Annotated in this window: 16 protein-coding genes; 13 read left to right on the top strand and 3 right to left on the bottom strand. The window is 41.5% G+C overall.

The features are described 5' to 3' along the window. The first annotated feature begins 31 nt into the window (after positions 1 to 31). From B5354_RS19875 to B5354_RS19855, 5 genes are all read left to right on the top strand, one after another. Positions 32 to 703, top strand: coding sequence for a DUF4247 domain-containing protein (locus tag B5354_RS19875; protein ID WP_079530519.1), 672 nt, complete (start codon positions 32 to 34; stop codon positions 701 to 703). A 12-nt stretch (positions 704 to 715) separates the two neighbouring features. Next, positions 716 to 1,111, top strand: coding sequence for a DUF350 domain-containing protein (locus B5354_RS19870; protein ID WP_079530518.1), 396 nt, complete (start codon positions 716 to 718; stop codon positions 1,109 to 1,111). Between the two features lie 112 nt (positions 1,112 to 1,223). Then, the gene (locus B5354_RS19865) at positions 1,224 to 2,774 is read left to right on the top strand and encodes a polyamine aminopropyltransferase (RefSeq protein ID WP_079530517.1); all 1,551 of its coding nucleotides are present in this window, start codon (positions 1,224 to 1,226) and stop codon (positions 2,772 to 2,774) included. Between the two features lie 30 nt (positions 2,775 to 2,804). Next, positions 2,805 to 3,485 (top strand): metal-dependent hydrolase, encoded by a 681-nt coding sequence (locus B5354_RS19860; protein WP_079530516.1) that lies wholly within the window; start codon positions 2,805 to 2,807, stop codon positions 3,483 to 3,485. Between the two features lie 220 nt (positions 3,486 to 3,705). Then, positions 3,706 to 5,019, top strand: coding sequence for a DRTGG domain-containing protein (locus B5354_RS19855; RefSeq protein ID WP_079530515.1), 1,314 nt, complete (start codon positions 3,706 to 3,708; stop codon positions 5,017 to 5,019). 70 nt (positions 5,020 to 5,089) lie between these two features. On the opposite strand, the gene B5354_RS19850 is transcribed toward B5354_RS19855, so the two are convergent. Then, positions 5,090 to 5,386: a YtpI family protein gene (locus B5354_RS19850; RefSeq protein WP_079530514.1), complete on the bottom strand. Its 297-nt coding sequence runs from the start codon at positions 5,384 to 5,386 to the stop codon at positions 5,090 to 5,092. A gap of 127 nt (positions 5,387 to 5,513) precedes the next feature. Here B5354_RS19850 and B5354_RS19845 point away from each other — a divergent pair, with 127 nt between their 5' ends. Further along, a complete protein-coding gene (locus B5354_RS19845) occupies positions 5,514 to 6,464 on the top strand; it encodes a DHH family phosphoesterase (protein ID WP_079530650.1) in 951 nt (316 codons plus the stop codon). A gap of 34 nt (positions 6,465 to 6,498) precedes the next feature. Here the strand turns inward: B5354_RS19845 and ytrI are convergent, their stop codons facing one another. Then, positions 6,499 to 7,002, bottom strand: coding sequence for a sporulation membrane protein YtrI (ytrI, locus tag B5354_RS19840; RefSeq protein ID WP_079530513.1), 504 nt, complete (start codon positions 7,000 to 7,002; stop codon positions 6,499 to 6,501). Further along, positions 7,002 to 7,337 (bottom strand): sporulation membrane protein YtrH, encoded by a 336-nt coding sequence (gene ytrH, locus B5354_RS19835; protein ID WP_079530512.1) that lies wholly within the window; start codon positions 7,335 to 7,337, stop codon positions 7,002 to 7,004. Before ytrH ends, ytrI begins: the two co-directional genes overlap by 1 nt. A gap of 522 nt (positions 7,338 to 7,859) precedes the next feature. Here ytrH and dnaE point away from each other — a divergent pair. From dnaE to pyk, 7 genes are all read left to right on the top strand, one after another. Beyond that, positions 7,860 to 11,189: a DNA polymerase III subunit alpha gene (gene dnaE, locus B5354_RS19830; protein WP_079530511.1), complete on the top strand. Its 3,330-nt coding sequence runs from the start codon at positions 7,860 to 7,862 to the stop codon at positions 11,187 to 11,189. Positions 11,190 to 11,377: 188 nt separating this feature from the next. Continuing rightward, positions 11,378 to 12,616 (top strand): NADP-dependent malic enzyme, encoded by a 1,239-nt coding sequence (gene ystJ, locus B5354_RS19825; protein ID WP_079530510.1) that lies wholly within the window; start codon positions 11,378 to 11,380, stop codon positions 12,614 to 12,616. 128 nt (positions 12,617 to 12,744) lie between these two features. Beyond that, a complete protein-coding gene (locus B5354_RS19820) occupies positions 12,745 to 13,347 on the top strand; it encodes a FadR/GntR family transcriptional regulator (RefSeq protein WP_079530509.1) in 603 nt (200 codons plus the stop codon). Between the two features lie 96 nt (positions 13,348 to 13,443). Next, positions 13,444 to 14,304 carry an acetyl-CoA carboxylase, carboxyltransferase subunit beta gene (gene accD / locus B5354_RS19815; protein ID WP_079530508.1) on the top strand — a complete coding sequence of 287 codons (861 nt, stop codon included), beginning with the start codon at positions 13,444 to 13,446 and terminating at the stop codon, positions 14,302 to 14,304. Then, the gene (gene accA, locus B5354_RS19810; protein WP_079530507.1) at positions 14,301 to 15,263 is read left to right on the top strand and encodes an acetyl-CoA carboxylase carboxyl transferase subunit alpha; all 963 of its coding nucleotides are present in this window, start codon (positions 14,301 to 14,303) and stop codon (positions 15,261 to 15,263) included. The genes accD and accA overlap by 4 nt, the downstream gene beginning before the upstream one ends. A gap of 243 nt (positions 15,264 to 15,506) precedes the next feature. Then, a complete protein-coding gene (gene pfkA, locus B5354_RS19805) occupies positions 15,507 to 16,466 on the top strand; it encodes a 6-phosphofructokinase (RefSeq protein WP_079530506.1) in 960 nt (319 codons plus the stop codon). Positions 16,467 to 16,502: 36 nt separating this feature from the next. Next, positions 16,503 to 18,263, top strand: a complete 1,761-nt coding sequence (gene pyk, locus B5354_RS19800) for a pyruvate kinase (protein ID WP_176142555.1) — start codon at positions 16,503 to 16,505, stop codon at positions 18,261 to 18,263. The last annotated feature ends 16 nt before the right edge of the window (positions 18,264 to 18,279 follow it).

Here is an 18,279-nt window from a genome sequence, read left to right as displayed (position 1 = left end):
TGTATTTTTTTGATGAAGGGAGGGGTTGCACGTGAGAAGTTTTGGCGGGGTCATAATTGTAGTGATCATTGCAGTGGTATTAGGTATGAACATGTTTGGAAATAATGGTGGTTCTAGAGGGATTTCCGGCTCTTTTACAGAAGATACATACGAAGAGCTGCCTGACGAACCATCCCGTAGTGAAATTATTGATAAAATCAATAACTCTAATTCATCATCCATTGAAGAATTAATCAGACAGGGTTTTCCTTTACTTGATACAGTCAAGACGGATAGAGGAATTTCTGAAATTTATATGACACAGGAGCTTACGATGCAAAAAGTCGCTGAACTCCTTCAAAAGAATATTCCACCTGAAGAAGTGAGCAAACGAAACAATGGGAAACAAGTACTTGTTTATCCTGAAAACTTTGTGATTTTACAGGAAAGTGATGCGGAACCTGGTCTTGTCATAATTGAATTATCCAGCGATGAATTTGTGCGACACCATTATTCGCCGAGCTTTTTCCAAGGGTTATTAGCATATTCTTTATTGAATCGAATGCTCGATTCTGATGATTGGGCAAGGAAACGTGCAACAACCTGTAAGTCTACAGGTAATTGTTACGGTGGTTATAGCATGTACGGAGGATACAACTCAGGAACACCCGGATCATTTCGCGGCTCTTCAAACCGCGGGGGCGGACCTGGTGCAGGAAAATAAGGAGGGAAAAGAATGGGACCATTTATAGCTACATTAGGATATTTTGCTCTAGGCGTTGTGGTTGTTGTGATTGGATTATTTTTATTTGAGTGGCTTACGAGACAATATAAGGATTGGGATGAAATAAGTAACGGAAATCAAGCTGTCGCTATGTCGATTTCAGGGAAAGTTATCGGAATTTGTATTATTTTATCTTTTGCCATTTATCACAGCTTTACGCTATGGGATACCTTGATTTGGGGAGCTGTGGGTGTCGTATTGCAAATGGTTACTTATTTATTATTTGAACTATTCATGAGGAAGTTTTCTGTAGAAACCAAACTTAAGGAAAATAATACAGCTGTTGGAATTGTTTCTATGGGTGTATCCATCGGGCTGGCTTTTGTAATTGGTGCCTCCATTACATAAGCAGCACAAGCGTAACTTTTTTAACCAAAAAAGAATGTTTATTAAGCCGCTATGGAGTACTGATTCATAGTGGCTTTTTAAAGGTGATTGTTTGATGTAGGAGTGAAAAACAATGAATAATGAAGCCGTAAGAAAGAGCAGGGTAATTTATTGGGCTTCTGGAATTGTCTCGATCTGTGGCATTATTTTTGAAGTGCTGTTCGGAGCGTTGGGGTCATACATACTTGGAGATGGTGTAAAACAGTATACGTTGACAATAAGTTTATTTTTAACTGGTATGGGAATTGGGGCCAGTCTTAGTGAAAAAGTGATGAAACGATTGATCATCACATTTGTATGGATCGAATTTATGGTTGCCTTAATCGGTGGGTTTTCAAGCTTTATGATGTTTGGCATGACTGCATTTGCTCCTGCAGGTTCGGATGCCTTATTTTTATATTTAATCACCTTCACGGTCGGTGCACTTACCGGAGTAGAATTGCCGATTTTAATTCGAAAAGCCAATGAAATCGGTGTGGAATTAAGCAGGAGTACGGCACGAGTTCTATTCTCAGATTATGCGGGAGGCTTAATTGGCGGATTGTTGTTCGCTTTTTATTTGCGGCCGCAAATGGGGATGGTGAAGAGTGCTTTCTTCGTCGCTTGCATTAATCTTGGAGTGGCTGTTATTGTCCTGTACCTGTTTCGCTATGAAATAAAGAAAATGGCTATCCATGTCACAGCGGCTGTGGTGATAGGGGTATTATTAGTCGGAGGGTTATTTTTCGGAGAAGAAATGGCTTTTTCCTTCGAACAAAAACTTTACCAAGACCCGATTATTTATATGGAAGAAAGTTCCTACCAAAAGATCGTTCTAACTAAAGAACAGGGTGATACCCGACTATATTTAAATGGGTCGCTTCAGTTTAGTTCTTCTGATGAACACCGTTATCACGAAACGCTCGTTCATCTTCCGATGGCACAAGCGGAAAGCCATAAAGAGGTGCTCGTTCTTGGAGGAGGTGATGGATTAGCCGCCCGCGAGCTGTTAGAGTATTCGGATGTAGAAGAGATTACCCTCGTGGATCTCGATCCTGCTGTTACAAATCTGGCCAAGACAAATCACCATTTACTTAAATTAAATGAGGGGTCACTTCTCGATGAGAGAGTTTCTGTTCATAATAAAGATGCGTTTCAGTTTCTTGAACAAGCAGATCAGTTTTATAATGTGATTATTATTGATTTACCCGATCCAAACAACGAAAGTCTCAATAAGCTATATACAAGAGAATTCTATTCACTAGTTAGAAATCACTTAAAACCGGGTGGAGCAACCATGATTCAAGCAACGAGCCCCGTGTTTGCCACAGAAGTTTATTGGACAATTAGTGAGACAGTAGCTGCTACGGGACTGCATATTGAAAACTTTCATGTAGGGATTCCTAGTTTCGGGGATTGGGGATTTGTGATGGCAAGTCGTGAACCTATTGATGTAAGTCAGCTTGAGATAACGAAAGAAACAGAATTTCTAACAAGTGACTTACTAAAATCCCTGACCGTGTTTGGAAAGGATGAAGATCGGGAAATTGTAAACAAGGACGGGGAAATCGTCTCATTAGAACCTAATACATTAATTGATCCTAACCTCATTCAGAAATATGAGCATGCATGGCAATACTATTGATGAGGGTAAAAGGTAAAAAGGAGTGTAAGTGTGAAAGTATCTTATCATGGACATTCTGTTGTAAAAGTTGAAACTCATGGGAAAACAATCTTGTTTGATCCCCATATTTCTGACAATGGCAATACGGATTTAAATGCTGAGGATGTACAAGCCGATGTCATTTTATTAACACATGGTCACAATGATCACGTGGGGGACACTTTCTCGATTGCAAATCGCTGTGAGGCACAAATCATTGCACCGTTTGAGTTAGCCTCCTATTTAGGGAGTAAAGGGCTAAATGCTCATCCAATGTATATAGGAGGCAGTAAGCAATTTGACTTTGGGGAAGTGAAATTCACCCAGGCATTCCATGGTTCCTCTTATACTGAAGAGGACGGCACGATTATTTACACAGGAATGCCCACCGGAATTTTATTAACCATTGATGGAAAAACGATTTTCCATGCGGGGGATACCGGATTGTTTACAGATATGAAGATGATTGGCGAACGAAATGATATTGATCTGGCATTCCTTCCAATTGGAGATAACTTTACAATGGGACCTGATGATGCATTAACTGCTGCAGAGTGGCTCAATGCGAAACAGGTAGTTCCGATTCACTACAACACCTTCGATTTAATTAATCAGGACGGAGAAGCTTTTGCTTCGAAAGTGAAACCGGGTAAAGGAAAAGCTTTACAGCCAGGCGATACAATTGAGGTTTAAAGGATAGGAGGGCCCGCGGAGATTCCGCGGGTCTTTTTGTGGGTTTTCAGCTAATAAATGCAGACGATTTTCCCAATTAGCTACTGTGATTTTTCTATAAAAGTATGGTTGAGAAGGTATTCCCTGTTTATGTTGTAAAATTGCGGTTAAACTGTATCACTAGTATAATAACAATCAGCAATTAATTTACTAGTACAGTTAGAAAGATTGGTGAGGAAAAATGGCTACCAAACATGAGCAGATTCTGGACCATATAGACTCCCTCTCAGTTGGGAGTAAAATCTCAGTGAGGGGAATTGCAAAAGCTCTAAATGTAAGTGAAGGAACTGCATACCGTGCGATTAAGGAAGCAGAAAATCAGGATCTTGTCAGTACGATTGAACGCGTAGGGACGATCCGGATTGAGAAAAAGAAAAGAGAAAACATTGAAAGATTAACCTTTGCTGAAATCATTAACATAGTAGACGGTCAAGTGCTTGGAGGGAGGGAAGGGTTATACAAAACGTTAAGTAAATTTGTCATCGGAGCCATGAAGCTGGATGCCATGATGCGCTACACGGAAGCCGGCTCGCTACTGATTGTTGGGAACCGGACGAATGCCCATGAGCTCGCAGTAAAAGAAGGAGCGGCGGTGTTGGTTACTGGCGGTTTTGATACCACAGATGCCGTTAAACGGCTTGCAGATGAAAAGAAACTGCCTGTAATTTCAACGAGTTATGATACATTTACGGTTGCTGCCATGATCAATCGTGCCATTTATGACCAGCTTATTAAAAAAGAAATTGTGCTAGTCAATGACATCTACACACCCTTCGATGAAGCCAAATTTTTAACAACGAAAGATTGTGTGCAAGACTGGCATCGGTTGAATGAAGAAACATTGCACAGCCGATACCCTGTAGTGGATTTAAAGAATCGGGTTGTGGGGATGATTACGTCTAAGGACGTGATTGGAAAGGAAAAGCAGATTAGAATAGATAAGGTCATGACGAAGAATCCGATGATCGTTCATACGAAGACGTCTTTAGCTAATGCAGCCCATATGATGGTCTGGGAAGGGATTGAACTTATGCCTGTCGTTGACCCGGCACATAAGCTTCAAGGAATCATCTCAAGACAGGATGTATTAAAAGCCCTGCAGCAAATTCAGCGCCAGCCTCAAGTGGGAGAAACCATTGACGATCTCATCACAAGCCAGCTTGAGTTAGGGGAAGCGGAAAATGGGGAGTACTCGTTAAAAACAAAAGTGACTCCACAAATGACCAATCAGCTTGGGACTATGTCCTACGGGGTGTTTACCTCGCTCATTACCGAATCTACCAGTAGGTTGCTGACTAAGCATAAAAAAGGAGATTTGGTAGTTGAAAACATATCTGTCTTTTTCATAAAGCCCGTCCAATTAGAAAGTGAAATTGAGATCAAACCTGAGATATTAGAAGTGGGCAGGAAGTTTGCCAAAGTGGATGTAGAGGTGCACCATGATCAGTCTATCGTCGGTAAAGCATTATTAATGGCTCAGCTTATAGATAGATAAAACAGCTGGCTCAAAACGGATCGCCATCCGTATCTATGTGGCCAGCTGTTTCTCGACAAGATTAGTAAAGTTAGGTTGAAACACGGTGTTTTCTATATTCATTCCGGTAATGGCGAGTCATTTTCACGCCAAGGCGAAATTGGAAACCACCTATTACAAGGAATAGAATACCAATAAATAACGAAAGTTGAGTTTCATAATAAAGGTATTGGTTGATCCCGAAGAAAAAAACAAAGATTCCAAGGAATACCTTCGCTTTACTGTTCATATAAGATTGTTCTAAACGATCGCGAGACTTTACAAGCATCACTTTATAGTAAATATAAAGCACAAATGAGATAAGGATAATAATTGGGAAAATGATCAATCTAAATCGACTCCTGATGATAAATAGTTACTCATTAATTGTAGCTTGTTTCTCATGGTTTTGCTACCTATCACACTTACTTTTGTGTTTTAATTAAAACAGGGATAATAGAGAGAGGGTTGAAATGATGTTAATAAGAGAGATTGCTGAAGCTATACTGAATTATGAAACAATTATCATACATCGCCACGTGCGTCCTGATCCGGATGCAATTGGTTCTCAGGCGGGACTGGCAGAAATGATTCAGCATAGTTTTCCTTCGAAGAAAGTGATGATCACAGGTGAGAGTGAGCCTTCCCTTCAGTTTTTAGCGGAAATGGATGAGGTCTCAGATGAGGACTATGAGGGAGCGCTTGTGATTGTTTGTGATACTGCGAACCAAGCACGCATTGATGATCAGAGGTATAAGAAAGGCGATAAACTAATTAAAATTGATCATCACCCGGTCGTCGATGATTATGGTGACAGGAGTTGGGTCAACACAGATTCCAGCTCAACATCTGAAATGATTTACACGTTTTATAAGGAGACATCCGATTTAGGATTTACATTTAATGATCAAGCTGCGAGGTTAGTGTATGCCGGGATAGTCGGTGATACTGGACGTTTTCTTTTCCCTAGTACAACGAACCATACGTTAACATCAGCTGCTGAGCTTGTTAACTATACGTTTGATCGACCTGAGTTGTATAACAATATGTACAAAACCTCTATAAATGTGGCTAAATTGAAAGGATATGTACTTCAAAACTTTACCTTAAACGAATCAGGGTATAGTACAGTGCGTCTCCCAAGGGAAATACTTGAAAGGCACAACGTGACGCCAACAGAAACAAGTGCTCTCGTAGGGCTGCTTGGTGATATTGAAGGAATTCTCGCTTGGGCATTTTTTGTGGAGGAAGAAGACGTAATTCGAGTGCGGCTGCGTTCCAAAGGACCTGTTGTGAATACAATTGCCGCCAATCATAATGGAGGCGGTCACCCGATGGCGGCAGGAGCTTCCGCATACTCGTGGGAGGAAACAGACGAAATCGCAAAAGAATTAGAGGCTGTGTGTAGGGCGTTTCGTTCATCATAAAAGGTCAGCAGGAGCCATTTAGCCTGCTGACACTTTAATGTTCGATCGCAATGGATAAGCTGATCAGCAGCTCATTTGCAATAACTAGTTGTTCAACGGTTAAGTGGTAGATGAAATCGTCGACCTTGAACTGCTTGTTTTCTATCGCTGAGATTACTATTTCTCTTTGTCGGGAAACTTCTTCAATTTTGCTGCCCGTGACAGATGTTAATTGATCTTTCACCATAGAGGAGAGCTGGTGCTGTGTGAGTTTATCCACTTCCAACTCCTTGGCATTCTGAAATTCAACAGTAATTTCCTGTATGGTCAGTCCTTCTTTATGTTCTTCCTCCTCCTCTTCTTCGGCGTTAAGCAGATTTTCATATTTAGCTTCTGCATCCTTAAGCTTCGTGGATAGTTCAATATTTTCTTCCACCAATTGTTCCTGTAACTGACCATTGATAAACACGAACAGTAAATATCCGATAATGATCCCAAATACCATACCAGCGTAGAAGCGTCGCCACTCGGTGCTTCTAACCTGTGGAGGAATGTACATTAAGTAACCTCCTCGCCAAGCAAAAATTCGAATAGTAGAAGGGCAGCTTGGACTCCTCCCATCGCTGAGACGATAATCATTACTTGTTTAAACAAGTCAAACGTGGAACCGTCAAAAATACCTCTTTCAAAATTGCTGATGGCATCAAAAGTTCCTCCAATTGCAGCTACTATTGCCCAGATCCTTAGTGCTTTTGCAATTCTATACATCGAAGTCAGAGGAGCTTCGCCGGTGAGGAAACTGCCGATACTGCCGATTAATGTTCCGCCCATTATCACACCAAAAGCAATAAAAAAGCATTGGATCATTGATACGATAAGCCTTTCCTCTTCCATCTTGTCCCTCTTTCTTATAAAAATTTATTTTCGTAATTTCAAATTCATAATGGCTCCTTGACAAAATAAAGACTGATAAATCACTTTCTATTCCTATTGCTCCATAATCACCGGTTAAGACCAGTATCTTGAAAAACTTGATTCCGAATGTCTGAATGGAGAAGGAGAGGTGGGGAAGAGGTCGCTTTCCGTGGGAGTACGGTGAGCTCCCTTAGGCTGCCGCCTTGCGGGATCTCACCCTGTACTTTAGTCCCACAGGAGTCTCCCCCTTCCCCACCCCCATTCTCCTATTTAAAATAAGACCTAAAACATGCTAGGTAAGAACCCATTTTTAACCTTTTCGAAGAGAGTATTATATTCTGTCAGGCTATGGCGTTTTAAAAACAGCAGGAGTGAAATTGGTTCTCGTAAGTAAAGATCTACTTATTACTCAAAATATTCTTTGCTTTAGGGAATTATGCAGGAGGCTTTCTTAGGTGGACTAACTTCCATATAATATAAGATAGAAAGAAGGTGGCCCTGATGTCATTTACACACTTACATGTACATAGCGGATACAGCCTAATGAACAGCACGATCCAAATCCCTTCCCTTGTAAAAAAAGCGAAAGAACTCGGGTTCACTTCCCTTGCGCTCACGGATGACAATGTAATGAGTGGTGCCATTGCTTTTTACAAGGCTTGTCTTGAAGCTGGGATAAAGCCAATATTAGGAATGAGAATCCATCTACTGTATAAGGGAGAACTCTTCCCTGTCGTATTACTTGCGAAAAGTAAACAGGGTTATCAAGAGCTGCTGTCTATAAGTTCACTGAAGCAAAAGTCTGAAGAGGTATCCTTGGAGGATATATCGTTGTCTCCCGCGCATCTTATTGCAATTATTGCTGTTTCTGAAACTTCTTGGGGATCTGCAATACTAAATGGCATGACTAACAGCGTTAAGGATGACTTGACAAACTGGCAGTTGTGCTTTGATGAAGTATTTATTGGTGTAAAAGATTATGGAGTTCACATAGAAAGGCAGCTTCATCAGCCATTGAAAGAGTTGTCAAATGAAAGTGGTATTCCTGTGACAGCGATGAATGAAGTACGGTATCTTGATAGAGATGACGCTGAGGCATACGAATGTTTGCGAGCCATTGATCGTGATAAAATATTTACGCCTGATGAGTTCAGCAGTCCCCATCAATACTTAAAACCTTCCGAAGAAGTAGAAAATTATTATAAAGATTGGTGGCCAGAAGTTCTGGAAGCGAACCAGGCTATTGTAGAGTCCTGTAACGTCCAAATTGAACTTGACCAGCAGCTTATCCCTTCATTCCCTGTACCGGACGAGAAATCCTCTGCTCAATATTTGCGCTTTCTTTGTGAAAGTGAATTAGATAATAAGTATCCGGAGAACCAACAGAATGCCAAAAAGAGATTGGAGCACGAGCTGGAAGTTATAACGTCTATGAATTTCAGTGATTATTTTCTAATTGTTTGGGATTTTATCGACTATGCAAGGAAGGCTGGGATGGAAGCGGGCCCAGGGAGAGGCTCAGCTGCTGGGTCGATCGTTAGTTATTTGTTAGGCATAACACAGGTTGACCCCTTGGAATATCAACTTTTTTTTGAACGGTTTTTAAACCCCGAGCGGTTGAGTATGCCTGATATCGATATTGATTTTCCAGATGACAGACGTGATGAAGTAATTGAATACGTAGCAAATAAATATGGCAGGGAGCATGTCGCTCAAATTTGTACGTTTGGTACATTTGCTTCAAGGAGTGTATTGCGAGAACTGTTTAAAACGATGAATGTAGATCACAGAGATGCTTCTTTTATCTTGAATCATATTAAAGGAGGTTCTTCCAGTAAATTAAGGCAGCAAGTACAGAAATCTGCTGCTCTGAAGGAATACATTCGCTCGTCTCCTCATTTACAAAAGGTGTTCCAGTTAGCGAGTAAGCTGGAAGGACTGCCTCGCCATGTTTCAACCCATGCGGCGGGGGTGGTGATCAGTGAGCAGCCGCTTGTACGTTATACTGCACTGATGCAAGGGCAAAGCAATGTTCAGCTTACTCAATTTGCTATGGGGGAGATCGAAGCTGTCGGCCTGTTAAAAATGGACTTCCTTGGACTTCGAAACCTCACGCTGATGAGAAAAATTGAAAGTAAAATTCAGCATTACAGAGATGCGGATTTTTCCATTAAAGATATCCCGCTCGATGATAATGAAACGTTTGAACTGCTACAGCACGGAAAAACAAATGGCGTGTTCCAGCTGGAGTCTCAAGGGATGAAGGATGTCCTTCGTCGATTAAAACCAAGTCATTTTGAAGATGTTGTTGCCGTTAACGCTCTTTATCGCCCTGGTCCAATGGAATATATCCCAGTGTATATCAATAGAAAGCATGGAGTAGAGCGAGTTGATTATCCTCACCCAGATTTGCGGCCCATTTTACAGTCCACTTTTGGAGTGCTTGTATACCAAGAGCAAATTATGCAAGTCGCTAAGAAAATGGCAGGGTACTCACTAGGAGAAGCTGATCTATTAAGGCGGGCAGTAAGTAAGAAACAACGTGAGGTTCTTGTAAGGCAGCGGGAGCAATTCGTCGCGAGAGCGGTAGACATAGGTTATGCCGAGTATGTGGCGAATGAGTTGTTTGACTGGATTGTCAAGTTTTCAAATTACGGCTTTAATCGCAGTCATGCTGTGGCCTATAGTAAGATTTCTTATCAGCTGGCTTTCCTGAAAGCACATTACCCTTCTCATTTTTTAGCGGAACTCATTAATTCAACAATAGGGGACCGGGATAAGTTATCGATATACTTGCGAGAGGCAAAAGAATTAGGGGCGTCATTAAAAGGCCCATCCATCAACAAAAGTCACATCTATGCTCGTGATGAGCATGGATCAATCCGGTTAGGCTTTTTATCTATTAAAGGAGTTGGGTTTCAGGCATCTCAGGCAATCTTAAATGCCAGAAAAGCTGCCCCGTTTAAAGATTTAAATGACTTTTGTCTAAGAGTGCGGAATAAAGAAGTTACAAGGTCTGTGATTGAATCCTTGATCATGGCAGGCGCGTTTGATGCCTTACAGCAAAACCGAGCAAGTCTGCTCGCCAGTATTGATCAAGCTTTAGAGCAAGGGGAGTTGTTTAAAGAGTTTCAAGACCAGGCCGGAATGTTTAGTTCAGATTTGGATCTGGGGAGGCAAATGTTGAAAGTCGACCCTTTTCCTGTGTTGCAGCAGCTTTCAATGGAGAAAGAAGTATTAGGCACCTATTTATCCGAACATCCGCTTGAAGTTCACCGTCAGCAGCTTACTCACCAGAACATTAGTTTATTGAAAGAGGTTCTTCGCAAAAAAGATGCAAAATCTGTTAAATCAGCTGTCGTCATTGAACAGCTTAAGGAGATTAGAACGAAGCGCGGGGACCCAATGTCGTTCTTAACAATTAGTGATGAAACGACAGAAATGGACGCTGTGCTTTTTCCGGAGCTCTATCGAAGCGCGAAACAATGGGTCTCGGAACAAATGTTAGTCGTCATAGAAGGGAAGGTCGAAGAACGAAACGGGCGAAAACAATGGGTGATTACTTCAATTTCTCGCTTAGGTGGTGAGGAGGAAACGGATCGTTCCGGGCAACGATTGTTTATAAAAACGAGCCTATCTGAAGAAAAACAGACATTGGCAAGATTAAATAAATTATCGACCTACTTTCCAGGAGAAACACCAGTACTGCTCTTTCGGTCTGAGGATCGCAAAACGTATCAGTTAAGTGAATCTTATTCTTTAACTGTTTCTGAAGAATGCTTACGAAAACTACATGAGTTTTTCGGGCCATCTTCCGTTGCCTTACGATAATAAGCAATAAGGTCTTTTTTATACCCATGTAAAAATTAGTTAATCCCTTATTATAGCCCTGTTCAGCAAAGAAAAGCTTTAGTGCATATTCTTTACAGCCCATATCGATCTGTTATAATGGAGAGGTTAATAGTGGTCTGACCACCAAAATCGGCTTTATTCTATCTGTTATAAAGGAGCGTGTACTCGTGTCAAATTTGCGTGATGAAGCACTGCACATACATCGTGCTAATAAAGGAAAACTAGAAACTAATTCAAAGGTTCCTGTTAGAAATTCAAAAGATTTGAGCCTTGCCTATTCTCCCGGCGTTGCCGAACCATGTAAAGAGATTTATGATCATAAAGAATCAGTATATGACTATACAATGAAAGGGAACATGGTGGCAGTCGTTAGTGATGGATCTGCCGTGTTAGGTTTAGGAAATATTGGGCCTGAAGCCTCCCTGCCTGTAATGGAAGGGAAAGCAGCCCTCTTTAAAAGTTTTGCCGGTGTAGATGCGTTTCCGATTTGCTTAAATACTAGAGACATAGATGAGATTGTTCAAACAGTTAAACTGATGGAGCCTACTTTTGGCGGCGTAAACCTTGAAGATATTGCGGCCCCTAATTGTTTTATCATTGAAGACCGATTGAAAAAGGAAACAAATATTCCGATTTTTCATGACGACCAGCATGGGACAGCGATCGTAACGTTAGCTGGATTAGTGAATGCATTGAAAATTACCGGGAAGTCTTTCTCTGAAATCAAAGTAGTGGCTAACGGAGCAGGAGCAGCTGGAATTGCCATTATTAAATTGCTTTACCATTTTGGCGCTCGCGACATTATAATGTGTGACTCAAAGGGGGCAATTTATGAAGGCCGCCCGAACGGAATGAATGATGTAAAAGATGAAGTAGCAAAAATTACGAATAAGGATAAATTAAGTGGTAGTTTAGAAGAAGTAATGGAAGATGCAGACGTCTTCATTGGAGTTTCGGTTGGAGGGCTCCTTTCTAAAGAAATGGTTTCTAAAATGAATGAAGATTCCATTATCTTTGCCATGGCGAACCCTGAACCAGAAATTATGCCTGAGGATGCGAAAGAATCTGGCGCACGCGTGATTGGGACAGGCCGCTCTGATTTCCCTAATCAGGTGAACAACGTGCTGGCGTTCCCGGGAATTTTCCGTGGTGCTCTTGACGTACGAGCAACACGGATTAACGAAAAGATGAAGATTGCTGCAGTGGAAGCCATAGCTTCTTTAGTGAGTGACGAGGAACTTCATGAGGATTATGTGATTCCAGCACCGTTTGATCCAAGAGTAGCCCCTGCTGTAGCAGCCAGTGTAGCACAGGCTGCTATGGAATCAGGTGTAGCTAGACATCACGTAGATCCTGAAGAAGTTGCGGAGAAAACCAGACAACTTACTCTTATTGATGAAGAGTGAAGGTTACACCAGAGAAAAGCCCTCCAGCTTTTCTCTGGTGGTTTTTGAAATGATATGCTTGGCGCGTCTCCCAGGGCGCTTGCGCTTTTGTTCTTACATATGAATGTGTGAAGGAGGGGGCTTTAGGTGTGTCCCGATCTTTAAATGAAAAAGTGTATGAAGGGGTCCTGGAACAAATAAAGTCATATATTGAAGCTAACGAGGTAAAACCTGGTGATAAACTCCCTTCTGAACGAGAATTGAGCGAACGACTTAAAGTGGGAAGATCTTCCATTCGTGAGGCTTTACGAGCACTGGAATTATTAGGGTTGATTGAGACTCGTCGTGGTGAGGGAACATATATGAGAACTTATCGTCCTTATCACATGGTGGAATTATTATCAAAATTTTTACTTAATAACTCACGAACCAGGGAAGAACTGCTAACAGCGAAGCAGATGCTAGAGAAGGAGATATTATTTCTGTCAGTTGGAAGGTTATCAAAACAACAGACGGAATTTATTTCCTCTTTGCTGCAAGAAGAACATTCCTGCGAGAGGCACCAGCGTCTTTTTTACTATTTATTTGAACAAAGCGATCATCCTCTGCTATTATCAATGTGGCAATTTATAACTGGATTCACTCATACAGTCCATGATATCACTTATCATGCCTCATGGTATGATGAATTAGATTCGGTGATCAGAAAAGGCTCTGTTACACGGGTCACCACATTGTTCAACTTTGAGTAATTCTGACGACTTACGTCTCGACATATTAAGTGATATTATCTGAGCGCATTAATGTATAGTAATAGTAGAAACCTTTGTCCTAAAGGAGGGATCAGCTTGCTTAGAGATTTTTTCAGCAAGAAAAAAAGGTATGCATCCATTCCTAGTCAGGAAGCAAAGCAGGATGTACCTGAGGGTCTGATGCAAAAGTGCCCAAATTGTCAAAAGATATTTTATAGAAAAGAATTAAATAGAAACCAAAATGTGTGCCCGCATTGTGGTCATCATCACAGGCTAAATGCTTATGAAAGAATAGAGCATTTGTTTGATGGTGACTCTTTTGAAGAATGGGACAAGTACATGATTTCAAATAATCCGCTGGAGTTTCCGGATTATGAAGAAAAACTGGAGAAAGATCGTAAGAAATCCGACTTAAATGAAGCTGTTGTGACTGGAAAAGCAGCATTGAATGGTATCCCTGCAGCATTAGCTGTTATGGATGCTCGTTTTCGTATGGGTAGTATGGGGTCGGTTGTAGGAGAGAAAATTACTAATGCCATCGAACAGGCCAGAAAGGAAAAAATTCCGTTTATTATCTTTACGGCCTCCGGCGGGGCTCGGATGCAAGAAGGTGTGCTAAGTCTCATGCAAATGGGGAAAACATCTATTGCCCTGCAGCGTCTGCACCAGGAACAAGGGTTGTTTATTTCGATCATGACTCATCCAACAACGGGAGGCGTTTCAGCTAGTTTTGCTTCTTTAGGGGATTATAACTTTGCAGAGCCTGGTGCTTTAATTGGTTTTGCAGGGCGAAGGATTATAGAACAGACGATACGAGAGAAACTTCCAGATGACTTCCAAACCGCTGAGTTCTTGCTCGAACACGGTCAATTGGACCGAGTCATCCACCGTCATGACATGAAAGCAACACTGACTACGGTGCTCGAGCTGCATCAGACGGGAGGCGAAGTCACATGAAGCATGTATTAGAGTTTGAAAAACCAGTAGTAGAACTTCGGGAGAAAATAGCTGAACTAAAACGTTTAACAGAAGAGAGCGAAATGGACTTAAGTGATGAAATCGTCACTTTAGAAAATCGATTGGAGAAGCTTGAGAAAGATGTGTACGATCGAATGAAACCTTGGGATAGAGTCCAAATGGCACGACACCCTGAGCGTCCTACGACTCTTGATTACATTGAGGAACTATTTACAGATTTTCTAGAACTCCACGGTGATCGTTTGTACGGCGATGATGAAGCTATTGTATCAGGTATTGCGAAGTTTGAGGAACGTCCGATAACTGTAATAGGTCACCAACGTGGAAAAGATACGAAAGAAAATATTAAGCGGAACTTCGGTATGCCTCACCCGGAAGGTTACCGAAAAGCGTTACGCCTAATGAAACAGGCTGAGAAGTTTAAACGCCCTATTGTCACGTTTATTGATACTAAGGGTGCTTATCCGGGCCGAGCAGCAGAAGAACGCGGGCAAAGTGAAGCCATTGCCAGGAATTTAATGGAAATGGCTGGGCTTACTGTTCCAATTGTTTGTATTGTAATTGGTGAAGGAGGAAGCGGAGGTGCTTTAGGTCTAGGGATTGGAGATCGCATTTTTATGCTCGAGAATTCGACCTATTCCGTTATTTCACCGGAAGGGGCTGCGTCGATCTTGTGGAAGGATTCAGGTTTAGCTCAGCAAGCGGCTGAATCGATGAAGATTACGGCCCATGATTTAAAAGCTCTTCATGTTATTGATGAAGTCATTCCAGAAATTCGAGGCGGAGCTCATCGTGATATTAAAGCTCAATCAGACAAAATAAGAGATCTGCTAGACGGGGCTTTGAAAGAATTGGATTTGAACAGTGAGTCTGATCTATTAGAAAATCGATTTAATAAATATAAAAAAATTGGTGATTACACACAGCTTGATATATAATGGTAGGGTAAAAATACAGCTTAAATTGGGAAGTCGCACATGATCCAGGTGCGACTTTTGTCATCTTTACAGAATGGTAACGCTATCATTAAGGTTTAGAGCTAGTATTCTTACTCTAGTTTATGTCTATAAATAAGAATGAAATAGTTAAAGCTTTGGCTGATAGTTGATATAGTCGAGGTTTCACATTACATTTGAATGGGGAGACAGATTAATACGTATAACTTTTTGAGGTGATTGAGGATGAAAAAAATAGGTGTATTAACAAGTGGTGGAGATGCTCCGGGCATGAATGCTGCTATACGCGCAGTTGTTCGAAAAGCAATTTACCATGACATTGAGGTTTATGGAATCCAGCACGGTTACCAGGGACTGATTGACGGTGCCATTGAAAAACTGGAGTTGGGTTCAGTAGGAGATATCATTCAACGTGGAGGTACGAAGCTTTATTCAGCACGCTGTGAAGAATTCAAAACAGCGGAAGGTCAGCAGAAAGGAATTGACCAACTACAAAAGAATGGCATCGAAGGGTTAATTGTTATCGGTGGAGATGGAACATTTATGGGAGCTAAGAAACTAACCGAGCAGGGCTACCCATGTATTGGGGTGCCTGGAACCATTGATAATGACATTCCTGGTACTGATTTTACCATTGGATTTGACACGGCTTTAAATACAATTATTGACGCCATCGATAAAATTCGTGATACTGCCACGTCCCATGAACGGACGTATGTAATTGAAGTAATGGGTAGGGATGCTGGAGATTTAGCCCTCTGGGCAGGTCTTGCCGATGGAGCAGAAAGTATTCTGATTCCTGAAGTAAAAGATGACTTTGATGATGTGATCGACCGTCTTAAGCGGGGACACGATCGTGGAAAGAAACATAGTATTATCATTCTGGCAGAAGGAATGGGAAGCGGGTTTGAATTTAGTAAGAAAATTAAAGAAGCGACCGATTTGGAAACACGTGTAACGGTTTTAGGACATACCCAGCGTGGTGGTTCGCCATCAGCTGCTGACCGCGTTTTAGCAAGTCGACTTGGAGCCTATGCTGTTGACTTGCTTATCGCAGGGAAGGCAGGGCGTATGGTCGGTATAGAAAAAAATGAACTGGTTGACCATGATATACTGGAAATCCTAAATGCCAAACATTCAGTAGACTTAGGTCTCTATCGTCTGTCAAAAGAGTTATCGATCTAAATCATTGAATAGATGTTTTGAGGAGGAAATAACATGATTAGAAAAACTAAAATCGTAAGTACCATAGGACCAGCATCCGAATCTGTAGAGATGTTAACTAAGTTAATAGAAGCAGGAATGAACGTCACTCGTTTGAATTTTTCACATGGTGACTTTGAAGAACATGGAGCACGTATTAAAAATATTCGTCAAGCGGCGGAAGCAACAGGAAAAACAGTTGCCGTCCTATTGGATACAAAAGGACCTGAAATCAGGACAGGTACACTTAAAGGTGGAGAAGCTCAGCTGGAAAAAGGGTCTACTGTCTATGTATCCATGGACGAAATTGAAGGCGATGCAGAGCGTTTCTCCATAACTTATCCTGGATTAATTAACGATGTTCATAAAGGTTCAAAAATTCTACTCGATGACGGTTTGGTCGAGCTTCTGGTAGAAGAAATTCTCCCAGAACAAAATGAAATTAAAACAACCGTTTTGAACAATGGTTTACTAAAAAATAAAAAAGGCGTGAACGTTCCAAATGTCAGTGTGAATCTTCCTGGGATTACGGATAAGGATGCAAAAGATATTGAGTTTGGCATTGAGCAGGATGTTGATTTTATTGCTGCTTCTTTCGTGCGCCGAGCTTCAGATGTACTTGAAATTAAAGAGCTTCTAGAAAAACATGATGCGACACACATTCAAATCATTCCGAAGATTGAAAACCAGGAAGGTGTCGACAATATTGAGGAAATTTTAGAAGTAAGTGATGGACTTATGGTAGCTCGAGGTGACTTGGGTGTTGAAATTCCTGCTGAAGATGTTCCGCTTGTACAAAAGGAATTAATTCGCAAATGTAATAAAGCTGGGAAACCTGTTATTACAGCTACACAAATGCTTGATTCCATGCAGCGCAATCCTCGTCCAACAAGGGCAGAAGCTTCCGATGTGGCCAATGCTATTTTTGACGGAACAGATGCGATCATGCTTTCAGGGGAAACAGCTGCAGGAGACTATCCTGAAGAAGCGGTTCGCACCATGCATAATATTGCAAGGAAAACAGAAACGGGATTAAATTATAAAGCGATTCTAAATGAGCGTTCTAAACACAGTGATATGACGATTACGGATGGCATCAGTCAATCTGTTACCCATACCGCCATTAACCTTGCAGTCAATGCGGTCATCACACCAACAGAAAGTGGTCACACAGCAAGGATGATTTCTAAATATCGTCCATTTGCGCCAATCGTTGCTATCACTTCAAGTGAACGGGTAAATCGTAAGCTGTCCCTTGTATGGGGTGTACATGCTGTGATGGGTCCACATGCACATTCTACAGATGATATGCTGGATGTTGCAGTCGATCGCGGACTGGCATCAGGAGTGGTGACACGCGGGGATCGCGTCATTATTACAGCAGGTGTCCCTGTAGGTGAAAGTGGTACGACAAACTTAATGAAGGTTCATGTCATTGGGGATGTCCTCGTAAAAGGACAAGGAGTAGGACGTAAAAGTGCCTATGGTCGTGTTGTAGTGGCTAAAGATGCAAAAGATGCGATGAACAGAGTCGACGATGGGGACATTCTTGTCACATATGGTACTGATCGTGACATGATGCCAGCTATTGAAAAAGCTGCTGGATTAATTACACAGGAAGGCGGATTAACTTCACATGCAGCAGTTGTAGGATTGAGCCTTGGGATTCCAGTCATTGTAGGTGTAGAAGGTGCGCTTTCCAAAATCACTGATGGATCAGATATCACGATGGATAGTTCTCGTGGGGATATTTATGAAGGGCATGCAAGTGTTCTTTAATAAACATTATAAGGCA

Source organism: Halobacillus hunanensis (genome assembly GCF_900166655.1).
Taxonomy (GTDB): Bacteria; Bacillota; Bacilli; order Bacillales; family Halobacillaceae; genus Halobacillus_A; species Halobacillus_A hunanensis.
Note: the sequence above shows the minus strand (reverse complement) of the source record. Positions and strands in the feature narration are given on the sequence as shown.